This is a genomic window from Pedobacter sp. G11, assembly GCF_003860265.1.
GTDB lineage: Bacteria > Bacteroidota > Bacteroidia > Sphingobacteriales > Sphingobacteriaceae > Pedobacter > Pedobacter agri.
In genome coordinates this window covers 3,331,428-3,349,805 of the sequence record NZ_CP034190.1, presented here as the reverse complement: position 1 = coordinate 3,349,805, position 18,378 = coordinate 3,331,428, and the positions used below count along the sequence as shown (strand labels likewise).

Genomic DNA, 18,378 nt, shown 5'->3' with positions numbered 1-18,378 from the left:
TTCGGAGTGCTTAAGGTGGCTTAATTTTCATGTTAATCTGGTTAGGTTATTTAGGGTGATTTATTTTTTATACAAGGGATATGGTTTTTCGATTTTTAACCGGGCAACCTCCAACCCTTTATTGATACACTCATCCATCGGCTTTTCTTGAATGAAGGCAGATAAAAACCCAGACCAGAAAGCATCTCCCGCACCAGTTACACCTCGAACAGTTTCAACTGGAATAGCATTTTTGTATTTCCAGCTTAACTTATTTGATTTATACCACACGCCATGTTTACCGCAGGTAAGGCAAATTGCCGCAGCATCCAGACGATCCAACCATTCAACTGATTCTTCTACACTAAAAGATTGCCCAACAAAACGCTCCAGATCATCGACACTTACTTTTAATAATGGATTCAATTTAAGTATTTTTTTTAACACTTCCTTCCCATCATCATCCTGCCAGATTGATGGCGCAAAATTCCAGTCAATGGATATGGATTTTCCCATTTGATGCGCTTTGGCTAATGCAGTCATAATATTTCTTCGGGCTGGTTCCCTGCTCAGTGCAAATGCGGTGGTATGAACAATATCAGCAGCTTCAATCAGCTCATCCGCTACCCTCCTAATGGCAAAATCTGCACTGCGGTAAGGGATAAAATCCGGACGATGATTATTTTTAGCGACAAGCACCACGCTGGTTTGCCGATGCGGTGCCTGATGTATGTAGCGGTCTGATAGGCCAATTGCCTTAAGTTCATTAATCAGAAAAATACCCAGGTTATCTTCGCCAACCGTTGCAACCAGATCTGCCTCTACACCGAGCCATTTCAGGTTAGCACAAAGATTGGCTGAGCTGCCTCCTTGAATAGTAGAAAATTGTGAAGCTACCGCAAGCGATTCGATATTTTCATCTGAAATGATATCGACCAATAATTCGCCCACCACTAATATTTTTTTCCCTGAAATATTATTTTCCGAAACCATCATTTCTATCAAAAGTTAAAATTTTTCTAAATGCATTATTGGTTGCCTGTTCGGCTATTATTGCTCCGGCGGCACTCCAGGTGCATTTTGGCACACCGCATGGCTCCAGGCTGGTTCCATGAAAACATTCATTAAATAGATCCGCTTTGGCATTTGAGCGGTGAATTTCAGAAAGGATTTCCTGCGCCAGGCTTGTCTTTTGGTGAAAATTCAGTGCTGCGACCAGCCAGCCATTCCAAACTGGCCACAAACCACCATTGTGAAAATAATCAGGTTGGTTTCGAAAGGCGTAAGCATAGTTATTTCTCAGTTCGTTCATATCCGAATCATCATCCTGAATCGTAGGATAAAATGAAGGAATTAACGATTGCCTTTGTTTATAGAGCGCTCCGATATATTGCAAAATATTGTGATTTTGATTTTCATCTCCTATCCCCAGGAAAAGAGCAAAGGTATTGGCCTGCAGATCAAAGTACTTGTAGATCCGCCCAGGGTTAAAGCCCATCAACCAGTATTCTTGAGAAGCATGCTCCAACTGATGCAGCAAGTTGGAAGAATAGGCGTTTTCAGGATGATCATTTTTCCAGTAATTCGCTCGAATGGAACGGGTAATATCAGCAATCTTGGTTTCCCAATCTGCATTGAATGATAATTTGGAAGCCAAACGTAATGCCCAAAGTCGTAACAACTGGTCAAATAGAATATAACCATGCTGAATATATTCATCTGCCCAGTCGCCACTTTGCGGCACATAAATCAAATGTTTGCCATTAAACTCCCAGCTATTTAAAAGTGTAAAACACTGGTGTACTTGACGCTGATATTTACGCCAAAGATCCTCATCGCCAGTAACTAAGGTATATGCAGCTAAACCAATCACTGCCCATGAGGGATTGTCGGCCCGGCCCGAGGTTCCACCATAACTCACTGCACCATCTTTCGGTGAAACATTGGAAGGCATGAAACCGTCAGGATGCTGGTGTTCGAAAATTGTGATTAACGTATTTTTTGCAGCATCAATAAGCGATTTATCTCCACTCAACAGCGCCGCAATGGACGTAATCACACCATCTCTGGTCCAAACGCGTTTATAGTTATCTTGCTCTTCTACAGCTGCCACAAAACCATATGGGGTGACTGCTTCTCGCAAGAGATCTAATGCGTGGTGATATGATGTTGAATTGAACATTATATATCGGCTATTTTTTCATTTTTTTTGATCTGCAACACCATCAAAGCAGCTATAACAATTAAAACGCCGGCAAACATGATTGCATTTTCAGGGCGATGGCCAAGCAGATAGCGGTAAACATATTTAAAGGTGATGGTTTCCAACAACATCGGCAGCACGATGAACATATTTAATATCCCCATAAAAATCCCGGTTTTTGCTTTTGGAATACTTCCTGCAAGCATGGCATAAGGCGTTCCCATCATACTAGCCCATGCCACCCCTAAACCTACGATCGGAATGAAAAGTAGAAAAGGATGATGAATCATCGGCAAACAGATCAGACACAGACCGCCAAAAAGCAAACTCATCAGATGCACCTTTTTTGCCGTAATTTTCCTGGCGAAGAATGCCAGTGGAAAGGCCACCAGAAAGGTGACTACATTGTAGCCTCCGTTTACCGTTCCGGTTAATAACTGGGCAGAAGCAAATCCATTTGATGCTGCATCACTGGTATGGTAAATGGTTTTCGCTAAACATAGGGTAATAAATTGCCAGTAAATAAACATGGCGTACCAGTTGAACAGATAAACAATGCCAAGTTTTTTCATCATGGCAGGCATCACTTTGAAAGCCGCTATAATATCACTGAAAATCCTTCCAATGCCGCCGGTTTCCTTTTTTATCTTGTCAATCTCTTCAGCAGCCAGCGGTGCCTCCATAGTGGTTAAACAACTATACATAATAGAACCGATTGAAACAACACCTCCGATAAAAAAGGCCGCATAAGTAGTATAGGGTATGTTGTTGTCACTTCTTGCATTCATACTGATTAGCCCCGCCGCGATGAGTATGCCTGGGGTAAGATTAGCCAGTGTAATACCTAAACCAGTAAAAAAGCTCTGCGTTAAAAAACCAAGGGCATGTTGTTCTGATGGAAGTTTGTCGCTCACAAATGCCCGGTAAGGTTCCATTGTGATATTATTGCCGGCATCGAGTATCCATAAAATCCCGGCAGCCATCCAGATTGAACTGCTGTAAGGCATGGCGAAAAGACAAATACTGCAAATGATAGCGCCAATTAGAAAATATGGCCGGCGTCTTCCAAATCTGCTGGTGGTTTTATCGCTCATGGCACCAATAATTGGCTGAATGATTAAGCCTGTCATTGGCCCTGCTAAGTTTAACAACGGAATCTGATCGGCATTGGCACCCAGATAGGAATAAATGGGCGTCATATTGGTTTGCTGTAAACCAAAACTATACTGAATTCCAAAGAAACCAAGATTCATCGCTATAATAGCGCTAAAATTTAGTTTAAAACCTGATAAAGGCTGATGAACCTTTTCTGCCTGAGCTACGATCATATCATTTTAGTTAAGCTTAAAAACTAAAGCCTGCCACGGTTTTAAATGAATTTCATTACCTGTAAAATTTGTGCTGTAGTTATAGTTATTCATGAGCACCTTCGCGGAGGAGATGTTAATATTTTGATCCAGCGGATAGGAGAACGCTTTAGCCGAGAAGTTCAGGACGATCAGCATTTTCTCCTGGCCATCTGTTCTGGTATAACAGTATACGTCTGGGTTGTTTATATCAAACACCTGGTAATCACCATATACTAGCACTGGAGATGATTTTCTTAAGGCAACCATCTTTTTGAAATAAGTTAGCTCACTTAACGGATTCTGCGCTTCGGCAACAACATTTACCGTTTTGTAGTTGGGATTAACTTTTATCCAGGGTTTGCCCGTTGTAAAACCAGCATTCAATGTGGCATCCCATTGGAACGGCGTACGGGTATTATCTCTGGAGATAAACTTTTGTTTATCCATAAAAGCCTGTACATCACCTCCTTTTGCTTTGATGCTTCGGTAAGCATTAATTGTTGCGATGTCACGGTAATCATCAATATTGTTAAATTTGATGTTCGACATGCCCAATTCATCGCCATTAAAATAAAACGGAGTGCCCCTCATGGTCATAATAAGTGTGGTTAACAGTTTTGAAGAATAAGTTCGGAACTGCGGACGATCATCCCCATATTTGCTAACCATCCTGGGTACATCATGATTTGCCAGAAAGATGGCTAACCAACCCTTCTCGGCAAAGGATTGATCCCACTTTGTAAAAGCTTTTTTCAAATCAGTAAGCAGATAGCCCGCGGGATCGTTCCCGATATCCATGATCTCAAAATGATAAGCCATATTTAGCTCATGTCTGTCTTCATCAACCAGAGCGTGGGCATCTTCCAATGTGCTTCCTGCACCCTCAGCAACAGTCATGATGTTATACTTGCTAATCACAGTTTTGTTCATCTCCTTTAAATATTGATGAAGATTCGGACCCATCCCATAATATTTGATGATGTCTTTTTCGTAACCTTCAGGATATTTTTTCCAGGTGGTATCTTTAGAAACATATTGAAAGGCATCCATCCTCAAACCGTCAATGCCTTTGTCCAGCCAAAATTTCATCATATCGTAAACCTCGTTGCGAAGTTTTTCATTTTCCCAGTTGAGATCGGGTTGTTTCTGCGAGAAATAATGCAGGTAGTAAGATTTTGTGGTCGCATCATACTTCCAGGCATCACTGTTAACGTCAAAGAAACTATAGCGTGGAGTAGGTTTCCCCTGTTCTTCTGGCCACCAATGATAATAATTCCGGTAAGCATTGCTGCGTGATGATTTTGCTTGTTTAAACCATTCATGCTCATCACTACTGTGGTTGAGCACCATATCTAAGATTAACTTAATCTTGCGTTGATGTAATCCGGCCAGTAATTCATCAAAATCTTTCATGGTGCCAAACTCTTTCATGATGTTTCTGTAATCACTGATATCGTAACCATTATCATCATTTGGCGAAGAAAAAATCGGATTTAGCCAAACGGCATCTATGCCCAGGCTTTTGAGGTAATCGAGTTTAGAAATAATGCCTTTTAGATCGCCAATGCCGTCGCCATCACTGTCTTTAAAACTACGTGGGTAAAGCTGGTAAACTACAGCTTCTTTCCACCAGGCCGCTTTACGGTCAGGAGCTTGCTGCGAATAGCCATCTAAAACACAAAACAATAGGAATGTAAAAGCAAAGCCAAAAGCGTTTCTCATATTTCTATCTCATAACGGGCTCCCTGAATACAGAAAACCTGGGTGTTTGATAAATATTTGGTTATGTAAATGAAATAGCAACCTGATGATTCAAATTACAATAGTTGATATTTCGTTAACGTGATATGAAGATAAGGGTATAAATAATTGAAAAGTATAGAAATACCTCATTTCTCACCGCAAACGTTTGCGGTAACATTTGCGGAAATGTTTGCTGTGGAAAACTTATATTTGATTAACCAAATAATTCGCATGAGACAGAACCCAACTTTAAAAAAGATTGCTGAGCGGCTCAATGTCAGTATATCAACCGTTTCCAGGGCTTTAAAAGATCATCCGGATATTTCACCGGAAACCGGACGAAAGATTAAGGAACTGGCAGAATTACTGGAATACGACCCTAATCCGTATGCTGTAAATCTTCGTACCCACAGCAGCAGGGAGTTTGCCATAGTTGTACCAAGTTTATCCAACTTCTTTTATCATTCCTTTATCGGTTCAATTGAGGAGGAAGCAAGAATTTATGGTTATTCCGTAGTCATTTATCGTTCTTCAAATGATGCAAAAATTGAACAGGAGATCCTGAAAAGTTGCAGGCACAAGCGGGTATCGGGAATTTTTATTGCAATTACTTCAGAAACGGATGACATGGAGCCTTTTTTGAAAATGGATGTTCACGGTATTCCGGTGATTTTTTTTGATAAAGTGCCGCAATATGAATCCTGCAATAAAATTTGTGTCGGTGATGAACATGCGGCTTTGCTGGCCGCGGAAGAAATCATCAGGAAAGACATTCCAAATGTACTGGGCATATTTGGAGACCCAAATATGTCGATCACCAGGGCCCGCTTACAAAAATTTGCCACGGTGCTACATCAAAATGGAAGTGCTGTTCACCTCGAAACGGCACATGCCAGAAGTTCTGCAGAAGCCGAACAAATCACATTATCGCTATTACCCGAATGGATGGATAAAAAATTTGCAGTTTTTTGCATGAGCGATGAGATTTTAGCAGGCGCCATGAAAGCGATACAAAGGAAAGGACTCAGCGCACCGGCAGATTTAGGTGTAATTGCCATTAGTGATGGTATGATTCCCCTGCTCTTCTATCCGGAAATTACCTATGCAGAAACCAGCGGAAGCAAGCTTGGTAAACTGGCATTTAGCAGAATGATGCGTTGTATTGCCGGAAGTTCTTTTGCGCAAACAATTATAGATGAATCCAAACTGGTTGTGGGCGGTTCCATTTGAAAAAAAAATTGCCGCAAGCGCTAACCGCCTTGTTTCTCGATTAGTCCAATGGCCCTACTCCATTTTTGATAGACATCAATCGGCTTAGGGTAAGCAGGGATATCGAATGTCCATGGAATTAAAACTTCCACATCATTGTTCTTCGCAAGCTCGGGGATCCACTTCCGAATAAATTCCTGTGCCTTGTATTTATTAGATTGGTGAACCGGATTGGTGTACCAGATCTCAAAAGCCTGCATGTGCCAGTTCATCCAGTTCGAGGTTACATCATAATCAATCAGTTTGGATTCGAAATAAGCTGCACCCCAGGTCCAGTCTACTTTTAAATCATGCACAAGATAACTTGAACAATTTACCCGCCCCCGGTTACTCATATAGCCTGTTTGGTTCAACTGCCGCATGTGGGCGTCAACGAAAGGAATCCCTGTAGTTCCATTGCACCATTTTTCGAACTTCACCGGATCGTTTTCCCAGTCGGGATTTTTATTTTTATAACCTTTGCTTTGAAAAATCCGATTGCCGAAGCGCATCGCTTTAAAAGTAAAATAATCACGCCAAACCAATTCAAAAACCAGCCACCAGGTACTTTGATTCTTTTTAACCTTGGCTTCATAAGCCATTACCTTTTCATAAATTTCTCTTGCAGAGATACACCCCAAGGCCAGGTAGGGTGAAAATTTCGAGCTGTAATCCAGGCCATCCGATTGATTTCTACTCCAGCGGTATCCGGTTAACAGTTCCGATTTGAAAGTATAATACTCCAGTCTTTTTAATGCTTCAGTTTCTCCACCCGCTACAAATGGTTTTGCCTTTTCATATTCATTTTTGCTAAAGCCATACATGGAATAAGCAGGAAAACGATGTGTTTTCACCTGTTTAACAGCATTTAACGTAGTTGGTATGTCGAAAGTTTTACGCGGCGTGCTTTCCTTCGAAGCCGGAATCCGGTAAGCCTTGCTGGTGAGTGGAATATTTTGAATATCGAAAGGGATATCATCTTTATGATACAGTGTTTTACCCCAGTAAAAATGAAAGGTGGTAGTTGGCAGAACATCCGTAACTGACCGCACCAGGTTAAGTTCTTCACTCGCGTATTCCTCCTCAGCATATACATCGGTAATACCATACTGTTTTACCAATTCCGGGATAGTTTTCAGGGCAGACGCTTCACCAATAATTAAGTGAGCACCTAGTGACGTTAAGTTTTTCCGCAAATCAAAAACAGCTTGTTTTAAGAATTTAAAACGAATGATATCGGCCTTCCTGAATCCCAATGCTAGTTTTTCGAAGCCATTCTTCTCGATGCAATAGCAGAAAACCAGATCTGCACATTCCTGCTGAGCCATCACCAAAGCTTCATTGTCGTGAAGCCTCAAATCATTTTTAAACCAGACTAAACCTCTTTTTTTCATCAGCTTAGATTTTTAATTCCGTTGAATAGTGATTTGCCGAAAGCAGCTGTTTCCTTTGAAACATCGGTTGTGCAAATTATTGATGTTTCAACAGGGATAATTTCGAATAAACAATATGCGCTTAACGGTAAGATGTTTTCCTTGAAGCATCCATTAACTTACCCGTTTACTGTTGCAGGCGGCAACCCATTCATCTTTACTGCAGCGTTTACAATGGGCTGGTGCCGAAAGTTCAGCGGTATTGCCGCAATGCGTACAGGCATACACCTTAGGCGCTACAATATTTTTAGACTTTTTAGCATATTCCTTTGGGAATACAGGCAAGCCATAGCCAACATCCTGATCTTCGCAAAATAAAAAGCTAACCTGCCCATTGGTTTCTAATACAGCGGCCTTTACCTGCCCAAGATGTTCAATATTTTGTGCCCTGATCTCTGCAAAAAACTCATCTTTAGCAAAGTTTCCGTCACCTTCTTCTGATAGGGTAAATTTGCCGTTTTCAATGATATACATCGGCACACCTTCCAGAATATTTTCTACCTTTTGATTTTTTGCTGCCAGATAAGTGATCAGCCGATAGGTAATCAGGATCACGACGAAAACCAATAAGGAAGGGAGAATGGCCGACTCACTGTTTAACATCGGATCGCCCGCAGCTGAACCCAGGGCAATAATAATCGCAACTTCAAAAATACTCAGCTGCCGCACCCCTTTTTTGCCTGTAGAGCGCAAAAAAACCATCACCAAAACAAACATGATAAAAGTTCTGACGGTAATTTCGAGTGTAAGTGACCAATTGAGATCAAGCAGAAAAACATCCTGCCAGTTGATTGCTGCCATAATATATATTTCAGAAAGAACCTTTAATAAGCCCTAATTGTTCCAAAATATTTTTTTTATGGTTAAAAAATTGATTTAATAATCTGTCTGATTGATGCCCCGACAGGTTGGAAATCATCCTTTAGGAATCTTCATGCGAAAGCCTTCTGCCGTATTCACGGCAATACAAATTAGTATTTAAGGAATTTCATCTGGCTAAGCAACCGGGATAGAAAAAAAGAATGTGGAGCCTTGATTGGGAATACTTTCTACCCAGATTTTACCACCATGATCAGAAATAATCTTGGAAGAGATATACAAGCCCATCCCTAAACCAGGATGAGAAGAAGTAACCTCATCAAGGCGGTAAAACTTATCAAATATTTTCGCTATACCTTCTGCAGACATGCCCAGACCCTGATCATTTACCTTAATTACTACGCTTTTACAATCTTCTGCTAAGCAAGTGGCAACATCAATGGTTGAGTTTTTGGCCGAATATTTAGCTGCATTACCCAAGAGATTGGTTAAAACCTGCTCTAAACGCAAAGGATCCGCCTTGACCACACATGGTTCACCCAAACTGATGTTGATTTGATTACCCTCATGTACGGCCGATAAAATCATGACTGCTTCTTCAACAAACTGGTTGAGGTTAACCTCAACCAAATCATACTGCAAACTCCCGTTTTCCATTTTCGACACATCCATCAGCTGCTGCGCCAACAGCGTAAGTTTGGAAGTTTGCATATCAAGCTTATCTACTACCCCTGCAACTTTCTCTGAATATTGATCTTTTAAGAGTTTCAGCATTTGGGTGTAGGCTTTCACCACGGTAATCGGTGTTTTCAGTTCATGGCTGGCCACAGAAATGAACTCAGTTTTCTTTTCATCGAGCTCCCGCTGGATTCTAATTTCCTCTTCCTGCTCACCGGTTAACCGATGCAGATGACTATTTTTCTTCTTAATTTCTTCGTAGGCATTCAATGGACTGGCTTGTTCAAAATAAACTTTTAGCGCAGTAAGTTTTGGCTCATCAAGTTTTAGCGAACGTGGCAACCCTAGACCCATTTCAATCAGGTAGGCATTTCCCGAAGCATGGAAAGTAAAATCAGGAAGCAGTTTTTTGGCATAGAAGAAACCCTCATCCGTTGAACGGAAAAGTTGGTCAGAATCAAAAACAACCCTGGCAAATAAAGAATAACGGGGGAATTTTCCAGTAATGACAATATGTAACCTGCCATTATCTGTATATTCTATTGCTGTTCTAGAGATTTCAGAAACGGCTGTGGCAAAAGTAGTACGGGTGGCTACCGTTAGCCCCAGTTGTTCTCCTACCTGCATCGACCTGCGATGGGCGAGCACCAGATCCATTTCATTCTCGAGTGAAATATCTAAAATCTCTTTCATGCTACCGAACTTTTATAACTATAACTGACATATCATCCGTTCTTCTTGCATGGTCCTTATAAATACATGCAGCAAGGATGGAAAGATCATGTTTCAATATTCCCGGATATTTGCTGATTTCCCACCTGGTTTTGATCCCATCCGAACAAAGCACCAGTTGGTTGTAATCCAATGAACTATAACTTTGATCATTCATGGTCGTAGGGATGTTATGGCCCACAATTCCATTGTACGACATATGGTTTTTTGACGACATTGGTCCGATCCACTTAGCGGCGATATTGCCGATTCCGGCAGAAGACCATTTGCCCTGAGCGGCATCGAAATGAGTAACATTGGCTACCATACCCCGGGTTTTACGTATCGAACGATGAATAAACCTCAAGGTTTCTATTGGACTATGATCCGGATAAACTCTAAAAACATTAGCCGCTTCATTTACGGCATGATTTGCTTCCGGGCCATGCCCCAGTCCGTCGCCAAGCATTAGCTTAAAGCTATTGCCCTTCGTTTTGCAGATAAAACCATCACCACTCACCTTTTCTCCGGGTTTGCTCACCACCAGTGGCCGAATAATCAATCCTGATTTTGAAGTAGGTTTTTGACCAATATAAACCCGGCTCAACACCACCGTCCCCCAGCCTACGGCTGAATAAATATCGAAGGTATCAGAAAGCCGTTTGATGCTTCCCAAACCTGCCCCCATGGTATTACTTGTCGATACACCATCCTGAATCATCCTGCTGGTGTTCTGCATGCCCGGGCCGGCATCAATGCTGATCAGTTCAATATAGGGAACACCATTTTCCTGAAAACTGCCGAATAGAATTTCTCCGTTGTCAGCGTATTTGAACAGGTTGCTGGTCATCTCCGCCACAATAATATCTACTTCTGCTATTCTTGCAGTTTCCATACCTGCATCAACCAGGCGTTGGTGTATATCCTTCTTAAGCAGCGAAAAGTAACTTCGGTCGTTTGCCTGAAGACTTACATGTGTTGCATCAACCATTGGCCCATTTTAATATCATCACTACCGTTCCCTCTCCGGGCTTACTTTTCAAATCAAATTCATTGCTGAGTCTTTTTGCCCCGGGCAATCCAAGCCCCAGACTCTTCCCGGTGGAAAAACCATCCTTCATGGCTGCAGCAATATCAGGAATACCAGGCCCCTGGTCAGAAAAGGTAAGGCGCACGCCATTATCGCGACCGCGTGTAACCACTTCGATCAGACATTTACCTCCACCACCGTAACGGAGCATATTCCGTAATAATTCGCTGGCGGCAGTAATCAGTTTGGTTTGGTTAACCAAACCCATCTTAATTTTTACAGCCACTTCGCGAATCCGGTTGCGCAGCAGAACCACATCCTGCTCCTTTTGCACCTGTATGGTATCTTTACTCAACGACAGTATCATCATCATCGGTTTCTTCCTGGTCCCCGTGATCATCTCCTATCATCGACTTAAGCAAATTCATTCCCTTCTCAACATCAAGTGCAGTGTGCACACCTTTCAACGGAAGCCCAAGCTCTATCAAAGTAATCGCCACAGCAGGCTGCATGCCTACCACAACAGTTTCAGCATCCAGAATTTTCGACATGCTGGCGATGTTTCCAATAATTCTGCCCATGAATGAATCAACAATCGATACCGCAGAAATATCAATCAGTACGCCTTTTGAACTGGTTTTATTCACCATCTGTACCAGGTCAGCCTCTAAATCCAGGGCAAGCCTGTCATAAAGATCCACCTGAATGGTTACCAGTAAAAAGCTTCCCATCCTTAGAATAGGAATTTTATCCATATTTATTAAAGATTAGTTTTAGAAATTGCACTGCTTTTACGCACCTCAAGGCGAAGTACCCTGAACGCATATGATAAGGCACTGGCCAATGATGCTTTAGTGATAATATTAGAAAGATCTATACCCAGGTGAACTACCGTTTGGGCAATTTCAGGTCGGATACCGCTAATAATACACTCTGCACCCATTAACCGCGTGGCACTAACGGTTTTAATCAAATGCTGGGCAACCAATGAATCTACTGCCGGTACACCTGAAATATCAAGGATGGCAATGCTCGATCCGGTTTCTACGATTTCTTGTAGCAGGTTTTCCATTACAATCTGGGTTCTCGAGCTATCAAGGGTACCAATAATCGGCAACGCCAGGATACCATCCCAAACACGGATAACAGGGGTAGAAATTTCGGCAATCTCATCAGTCTGTCTCAGAATCACTTCTTCCCTGCCCTTAATAAAGGTTTCAAAAGTAACAATGCTCAGGTTATCCATCACCTTATTGATCTTCAAACTTTCTTCAAAAAGCTGTTTCGGATCCTGAATTTCCTGTTGCAATACTTCCAGTAAAGCCTCTTTTAAACTATGTACAAACCGGCCTGTCTCCCGTGGCGAAAAACCCTGACGAGCACGTGTAATGGCAATACCACCTAATATCTCGATCACAGGATCCCATCGGTCTGTGTTAAAATCAATAAGATCATCTTCTGCAAGGTTTGCAACTAAAGCCGAAATCAACTCTTCCGACTGGCCGCGAAGCTCTTCATTACTGATAAGATCTTCTCTTAAACCATCATCCGACAGTTGGTTTTTCATCCAGCTTTCAAGGATGTTCTTTTTTTGTGTTTGTAACAATTTAAGCGTATTAAATGACATTTTTTAGGCGAGTTAAGGTTTTAAACTTGACATTCCAGACTGGATTTTAAGGTTGGAAAGGTAAGAATTTCTTTCGTATTCTGAAGCCTTATTTTTAGCATGAATAAAATAGCGGAAAGAACAGGTCGGCCGCAGAAGCTTAGGTAGCTAAATGCTTTATTCAAGGTTGGCGAATATTGATAAGTGTGTGAAGTAAATTACATTGATGAGGAGCAACAACCAGCCTTTGGAATAAAGCTTGCTTCCAGGAAAATCATGCTTATTGATCAGCAGGTTAGCTGATTCCCTAAGGAATCAGACGACGAGACCATCCTTTTGCTAAGCACCTGGTCGCTTCCTTAAGCCCTCATCAACTGAACCGCTAAAGCTACGCTCCGGGATGTTTTCCCTACCCCTTGGTGATAGAAAATGGCGTAGTTATCGCAACAAATTCCCATAAAAATGAAAACTACCTTTCTACAATACGGACTTAAATCACCAAAAATCTTCGCGATGAAAGGAATTCTATCGGGAAATTTTCAGCAAATCGAATTCATAACCGTGATTTCATTTTTCTTCATCGAAAATGTAAACACAGCGTAAACGAGATTATTTATTTGGAAAGATAAAAATAGAACATGGCTTTCACGATCTGGCTCATGCGCCTTTTACCTGTCACCCAATCGGCAATGCTTTCCCGGTCGATTCCCGTATCAAAAGCAATCTTTTTAATCCGTACACCCTTTTCATTCATCTTCTTTTCAATCCAGGATACATCGACCAAACTTGCCGGAGAAGGAAGATAGGTTTCAGCTGCAACGTGAATCTGGATTTCAGAAGGAAGTTTGCTAAACAAATCTTGAGTCCTTTTTACCAGTATTGCCTCACTGGCATAGGTTCCTGAAGCCTTCTCCCCCTGAACAGCAGACACTTCAATCACCTGACCCTCCACTGATCGAATAACAAACGAAATATTCGACTGCTGCCGATGCCTGGCCGCAGCCGCTTCCAGCTTCATAATTCTTTCAGGAGATACTAAACCGCTCAACAAGGATATATTTTCGATATGACTCATTTTTCAGGTTGAATCCGGTTAAATTTTAACTGGCATTTTGTAAGAATACATTTTTGGATAATAGCTTCTGCGTAAGTTTTTTCAACCTTTCCCGGTAATCTACACCCAGCCACTTTAAATAATCACGGGTTACTTTCGTTAAACATTTTCCATACTGTTTAATCCGGTAATCAATTTCCTTATCCAGGCTTTGGCATAACTCCATGGCCTTGGCTAAATCGCCATCGCAATTTTCCACACACATGAGGGCATGTTGCCGGATCGAATCACGCATAACAATTTTAGCTTTTTTGCCGCTATCAACCGCATCACGATAGGCCGAAGCCACATCGAAAGCCACCTCCATACTGTTTGGAAAAGCATTTCTCATTTCCATAGGAATGGCATGGGTTTGCTCCACGCTATGGTGCAGGTTTTCATGGTAAATTTCAGGGTGCAGAAATACATGCATCCAGTCGATTTCACTGTTCCATTCCCCAAACCTTTCAATATTATTTCCCAGATCGGTAATGGTAAAAGTTTTTTTACCAGTTAAACGCCTGGCACCGCGGCCGACCATTTGATGATAAAGTGTTAAAGAAGTGGTGGCACGGTATAAAATGACCGATTGAATGGAAGGTTCATCAAATCCGGTAGTTAAAATTGATACCGAAGTTAAGATGGCGCCTTTGGTCTTTTTAAACCACTGAAGTATTTCTGCCCGCTCAGCCAAAGGTGTTTTATTATCCAGGTGCCTGATGGCGAAGCCTGCTTTGGAAAAAGTTTCTTCCACCCTTTTAGAAGCGAAGATCCCGTTATTAAAAATGAGCGTTTTTTTACCCAAAGAATGTTCCTGATACGAATGCAGCAGCAGATCCAACATAATTTCTGATCCATAAAGCGCATCGGATGAACTCACGGTAAAGTCGCCGGTTAATCCGGTAAGCAGTGAGTTAAGTTCTACATCATAACTTTTAATTTTTGGCTTGGCCAGAAAACCTCGGTTAATCAGCGATGAGATCCCCTCGCCCAGAATCAGCTCATCATAGAAACGATTCATCGGCAGGTTAACATCGGAAGAGAATGGCGTAGCGGTAACGCCAATAATGGCTGCATTTTCAAACTTGCCCAACAACTTATGAAAGGAATTGTGGTGCGCTTCATCTACAATAACAAGACCCACTTCCGAAGTATTGATCAGTCCGTCTTCAATCCGGCGCTTCAGCGTTTCGACCATGGCCACATAACATTCGAAACGGTCTTTAGCAGCTACTTTTTTAACTTTGCTGTCCACTACCCTATTTGCAACCCCACTCCCTTTCAAAGCAGCAGTGGTTTGCCGGCAGAGCTCTATGCGGTGAGTTAGCACAATCACTTTTTTACCAAAGGTGCCAATAAAACGCTTGGCAATCTCTGAAAAAATGACGGTTTTTCCCCCACCTGTAGGCAATTGATAAAGCAGCCTGGCCCGCTGCTCCGGATGTGCCGAAAGCTTGCTGAATATAGTCTCTAAATCCTGCTGTTGATAATCGTATAATTTCTTTTTGCTCGCCGGCAACATCGGGGCTGCTACATTCATATCCATGTATTGTTAACCCTGCCGGCTTTAAGAAAGTTTTGCGGCGGGGAATGATTTTTTTTATAAGTCAATACAGCAATTAAGTAATCGCAAGATGTCAAGCTGGGGATAAACTCATTTCCGAAAATTTATATGAACGACATTTTCAGGACGATCATAATGGCGAGGAAGTGGTTGACGACCGCGGCAATCTTATCTCTTACCAATGACATGGCTTTTCCCGATACAGCATCGTCATTGCGAGGGCGTACTTCATGACCGCGGCAATCTCATCTGTACGAGTGACGTGGCTTTTCCCGATACAGCATCGTCATGGCAAGGGCGTACTTCACGACCGCGGCAATCTTCTCCTTTACGAATGACATGGCTTATCCCGATACAGCATCGTCATGGCAAGGGAGTACTTCACGACCGCGGCAATCTCATGTTTTAACAACAAATTGGCTTCCCTCGATGAAGAAATAGGATCAAAAAGAACAAACAAAACAATCGATGATAGCTCATCGAAGAACCGTCTAGCTTTCCCTAAATACAGCATTTAATCGATTAGTTAAAACTTTAATACTTTATTACGCTTTTAATAGTATACCAACACCAATCGATATGAAAACGAAATTATTAATATTCATGATGGCCATCGGCTTAGCATTTTCTGCCTGTAACGGTAAACAGGCAGATCAGGAAAACGCTGATGAAATGAACCAGTATACAGACAGCACCACCCAAAAGGATTCATTGAGTGCAGATACCACGCATGATAAAACCACCAATGCACCGGCAGATGCTGGAACAGAGAAAAAATAAGTCATATTTCCAGCCTGATCAAATCCATCAGGCTGGAAATTAACTCAAAATCACAATACTGGAAGCGGAATCTAAACCTGTTTCAACAGGATATCCTGCATCCTACCTCCACCCATCATCATTGACCTGAGTTTTCAGCCTTCAACAATTTCTTCAGCACTGCCTATCAAAATGTAATGTAATCATCCTGATTTCTAAATTCATGAACACGTGATTTTCAAACGATGATTATATAGACTTGACAATGGCCTGCAAAAGCCTTAATTTAGGCCATACCTCAGGTACATGAACAAATCCCTGGCCTCTTGTTTGATATGAAATACTTATTGATGTTATTGGTCTTTTGGTCTGTAGAGCTTCGTGCCCAGAAACTGGAAATATTGTTGATCGGCGTTTCCCACAACTACAGTTCCTATCCAAAACAGGATTTTGCTGACATTTACAGAAAAATTGAACAATTCAAGCCTACGGCATTTTTTGGTGAGTTTTTAAGCAAAGCGGATGAACAAAATGTAATGGATTACTGGTGTAAAAAGGATAATCTCCACCGTTTGAAAATACTCCGGCAAAACAGAAATATTCCCGCTTTACAGTTGCCCAAAACAATTGATAGTTTAAATACCATCATCAAACAAAAACCGGGCGACTTCAAATCAAGAACTGACCTGGCACATGCCTATTACCTCGATGAGGATGTGGCCAACGGCCATTATCAGTATTGGCAGGTGTTTAATCATTTGCAGCAACATGCGGATGCAGGTTTAAGTACCTATGTAGACAAATTACTTAGTCCGAAACTGGATACCACCGGAAGGAGCATGAAAAGGCTGATCACTTCTGAATATGCGCTGATTGCCTTTCCGATGATGCGTAAATTGGTAATGACCACACTTTATGCCATGGATTGTCAGGACTATGACTTAAATTGGAATGCTTCATGGGCGGCAGTTGATGAAAAGTTTGCCGCCTTCAGGAAAGACACCGCCAAAGTATTTCAGAGCAAATTGAATAGCCATTTCAAATCCATTAACGATGGTTTCAAACGTTATGATGAAGTCGAGAAATCTTCATCAAAAGTAACCGAGTGGCTCAATACGCCCGAAGCTTCAATAATATCGGCATCAGGCGATTTCTATTTACCGGAAATGTACGACATGAAAAATTTCCCTAAAGTAGAAATGCTTTCGAAAATACACTGGTGGATCATAAGAAACCAGGGCATGTGCAACAATGTCATCCATCGGGCCAAAGCGGCAGGCGCCAGAAAAGTGGTGGTCATCGCGGGCGCCAATCACCGGAAATATATGCAAGACATCTTTGAACACATGCCAGGCGTGAAAGTACAAAATATCAACCAGTTAAACTGATGGCATTGAATACCTGGAGATCAGGCTTAAAAATAGCTTTATGAAATGAAGAAGATAGCAACGCAGATTCAAGTGTTTAAAATGCTTGCTAAGGACTTGCAAATAGTTTATAAGTCTTACATTGGTACTTGATGATAATGAGGCAATTTTTTACTTACAAGTTAGCCTTACTATGCGCCATTACTTTCCAATACAGTAATCGCAACATATTGTTAATCAGTAATTTGACAAATTTTATGACCAAATACGAAACATCAAAAACCACCTCAACTAATTGATAATCAGACACATTGAATTATTGCGCTTGAAAATAGCGGTAAAAAAAAGCAAAAATATGAATGTTTAGGGCTTTTATAAATATTTAAATGTCTTAAAATCAACAACTTAAAAATCATAAAATCTCATACATATTTGTACCATTTTTCCGTGTACATTTTTTTTAAATGATTCGATGAAAATTGGCATGTAAATTTTGTTAGATACGAACCTGTATTTTAGAAATTTAAAAGCCATTGTCGTTTAATGAAAATTAACATCTTCAACAACCGACAAACTAGATAGTAGTGGTTACATTAATTTTTCCGATAATGATTCATCCTGTATGGAATCTCTCGGTCTATCACGTTGAAATCCGCATATTACCTAAAGTTTGATAGAATTTTTGCTTAACGATATGCTGAAAATGAGAAAAATCATTCTATCAGTCCTATTAAGTTCGGGTGTCAATCTGTTTGCGCAAACAAACCATGGCTATAGCCAAAGAGAAATAACTTAC

At 41.3% G+C, this 18,378-nt stretch carries 16 protein-coding genes; 3 read left to right on the top strand and 13 right to left on the bottom strand.

Annotated elements, in window-relative coordinates; all coding sequences use genetic code 11:
* Positions 1 to 60 precede the first annotated feature (60 nt).
* The 4 genes from EA772_RS14470 to EA772_RS14455 are packed head-to-tail and all read right to left on the bottom strand — an operon-like array spanning position 61 to position 5,253.
* Positions 61 to 975, bottom strand: a complete 915-nt coding sequence (locus EA772_RS14470; protein ID WP_124913833.1) for a carbohydrate kinase family protein — start codon at positions 973 to 975, stop codon at positions 61 to 63.
* Positions 956 to 2,161 (bottom strand): glycoside hydrolase 100 family protein, encoded by a 1,206-nt coding sequence (locus EA772_RS14465; RefSeq protein WP_124913832.1) that lies wholly within the window; start codon positions 2,159 to 2,161, stop codon positions 956 to 958. The genes EA772_RS14470 and EA772_RS14465 overlap by 20 nt, the downstream gene beginning before the upstream one ends.
* A complete protein-coding gene (locus tag EA772_RS14460) occupies positions 2,161 to 3,510 on the bottom strand; it encodes an MFS transporter (RefSeq protein WP_124913831.1) in 1,350 nt (449 codons plus the stop codon). The genes EA772_RS14465 and EA772_RS14460 overlap by 1 nt, the downstream gene beginning before the upstream one ends.
* A gap of 6 nt (positions 3,511 to 3,516) precedes the next feature.
* Positions 3,517 to 5,253 (bottom strand): alpha-glucosidase, encoded by a 1,737-nt coding sequence (locus tag EA772_RS14455; RefSeq protein WP_124913830.1) that lies wholly within the window; start codon positions 5,251 to 5,253, stop codon positions 3,517 to 3,519.
* A gap of 252 nt (positions 5,254 to 5,505) precedes the next feature.
* On the opposite strand from EA772_RS14455, the gene EA772_RS14450 reads away from it, so the two are divergent.
* Positions 5,506 to 6,504, top strand: a complete 999-nt coding sequence (locus tag EA772_RS14450) for a LacI family DNA-binding transcriptional regulator (RefSeq protein WP_168187565.1) — start codon at positions 5,506 to 5,508, stop codon at positions 6,502 to 6,504.
* Positions 6,505 to 6,524: 20 nt separating this feature from the next.
* Here the strand turns inward: EA772_RS14450 and EA772_RS14445 are convergent, their stop codons facing one another.
* From EA772_RS14445 to EA772_RS14405, 9 genes are all read right to left on the bottom strand, one after another.
* A complete protein-coding gene (locus tag EA772_RS14445) occupies positions 6,525 to 7,916 on the bottom strand; it encodes a DASH family cryptochrome (protein WP_124913828.1) in 1,392 nt (463 codons plus the stop codon).
* A gap of 153 nt (positions 7,917 to 8,069) precedes the next feature.
* Positions 8,070 to 8,756, bottom strand: a complete 687-nt coding sequence (locus EA772_RS14440) for a DUF421 domain-containing protein (RefSeq protein WP_010603272.1) — start codon at positions 8,754 to 8,756, stop codon at positions 8,070 to 8,072.
* A 195-nt stretch (positions 8,757 to 8,951) separates the two neighbouring features.
* Positions 8,952 to 10,145: a sensor histidine kinase gene (locus EA772_RS14435; RefSeq protein WP_124913827.1), complete on the bottom strand. Its 1,194-nt coding sequence runs from the start codon at positions 10,143 to 10,145 to the stop codon at positions 8,952 to 8,954.
* A 1-nt stretch (position 10,146) separates the two neighbouring features.
* Positions 10,147 to 11,154: a serine/threonine protein kinase gene (locus tag EA772_RS14430; protein WP_124913826.1), complete on the bottom strand. Its 1,008-nt coding sequence runs from the start codon at positions 11,152 to 11,154 to the stop codon at positions 10,147 to 10,149.
* On the bottom strand, positions 11,147 to 11,566 hold the full coding sequence (locus EA772_RS14425; protein WP_246833938.1) for an anti-sigma regulatory factor: 420 nt from the start codon (positions 11,564 to 11,566) through the stop codon (positions 11,147 to 11,149). Before EA772_RS14425 ends, EA772_RS14430 begins: the two co-directional genes overlap by 8 nt.
* Complete coding sequence (locus tag EA772_RS14420) at positions 11,541 to 11,948, bottom strand: STAS domain-containing protein (protein ID WP_116170111.1); 408 nt, start codon at positions 11,946 to 11,948, stop codon at positions 11,541 to 11,543. Before EA772_RS14420 ends, EA772_RS14425 begins: the two co-directional genes overlap by 26 nt.
* Before the next feature lie 5 nt (positions 11,949 to 11,953).
* Positions 11,954 to 12,820, bottom strand: a complete 867-nt coding sequence (locus tag EA772_RS14415; RefSeq protein ID WP_116170110.1) for an STAS domain-containing protein — start codon at positions 12,818 to 12,820, stop codon at positions 11,954 to 11,956.
* A gap of 592 nt (positions 12,821 to 13,412) precedes the next feature.
* Positions 13,413 to 13,874 carry an XRE family transcriptional regulator gene (locus tag EA772_RS14410; protein ID WP_124913825.1) on the bottom strand — a complete coding sequence of 154 codons (462 nt, stop codon included), beginning with the start codon at positions 13,872 to 13,874 and terminating at the stop codon, positions 13,413 to 13,415.
* Between the two features lie 25 nt (positions 13,875 to 13,899).
* Positions 13,900 to 15,432 carry a DEAD/DEAH box helicase gene (locus EA772_RS14405; RefSeq protein ID WP_246833937.1) on the bottom strand — a complete coding sequence of 511 codons (1,533 nt, stop codon included), beginning with the start codon at positions 15,430 to 15,432 and terminating at the stop codon, positions 13,900 to 13,902.
* Positions 15,433 to 16,035: 603 nt separating this feature from the next.
* On the opposite strand from EA772_RS14405, the gene EA772_RS14400 reads away from it, so the two are divergent.
* Together EA772_RS14400 and EA772_RS14395 are read left to right on the top strand one after the other, a co-directional pair.
* Positions 16,036 to 16,236, top strand: a complete 201-nt coding sequence (locus tag EA772_RS14400; protein ID WP_010603127.1) for a hypothetical protein — start codon at positions 16,036 to 16,038, stop codon at positions 16,234 to 16,236.
* A gap of 314 nt (positions 16,237 to 16,550) precedes the next feature.
* Positions 16,551 to 17,603 carry a DUF5694 domain-containing protein gene (locus EA772_RS14395; protein ID WP_124913823.1) on the top strand — a complete coding sequence of 351 codons (1,053 nt, stop codon included), beginning with the start codon at positions 16,551 to 16,553 and terminating at the stop codon, positions 17,601 to 17,603.
* Positions 17,604 to 18,378: the final 775 nt, after the last annotated feature.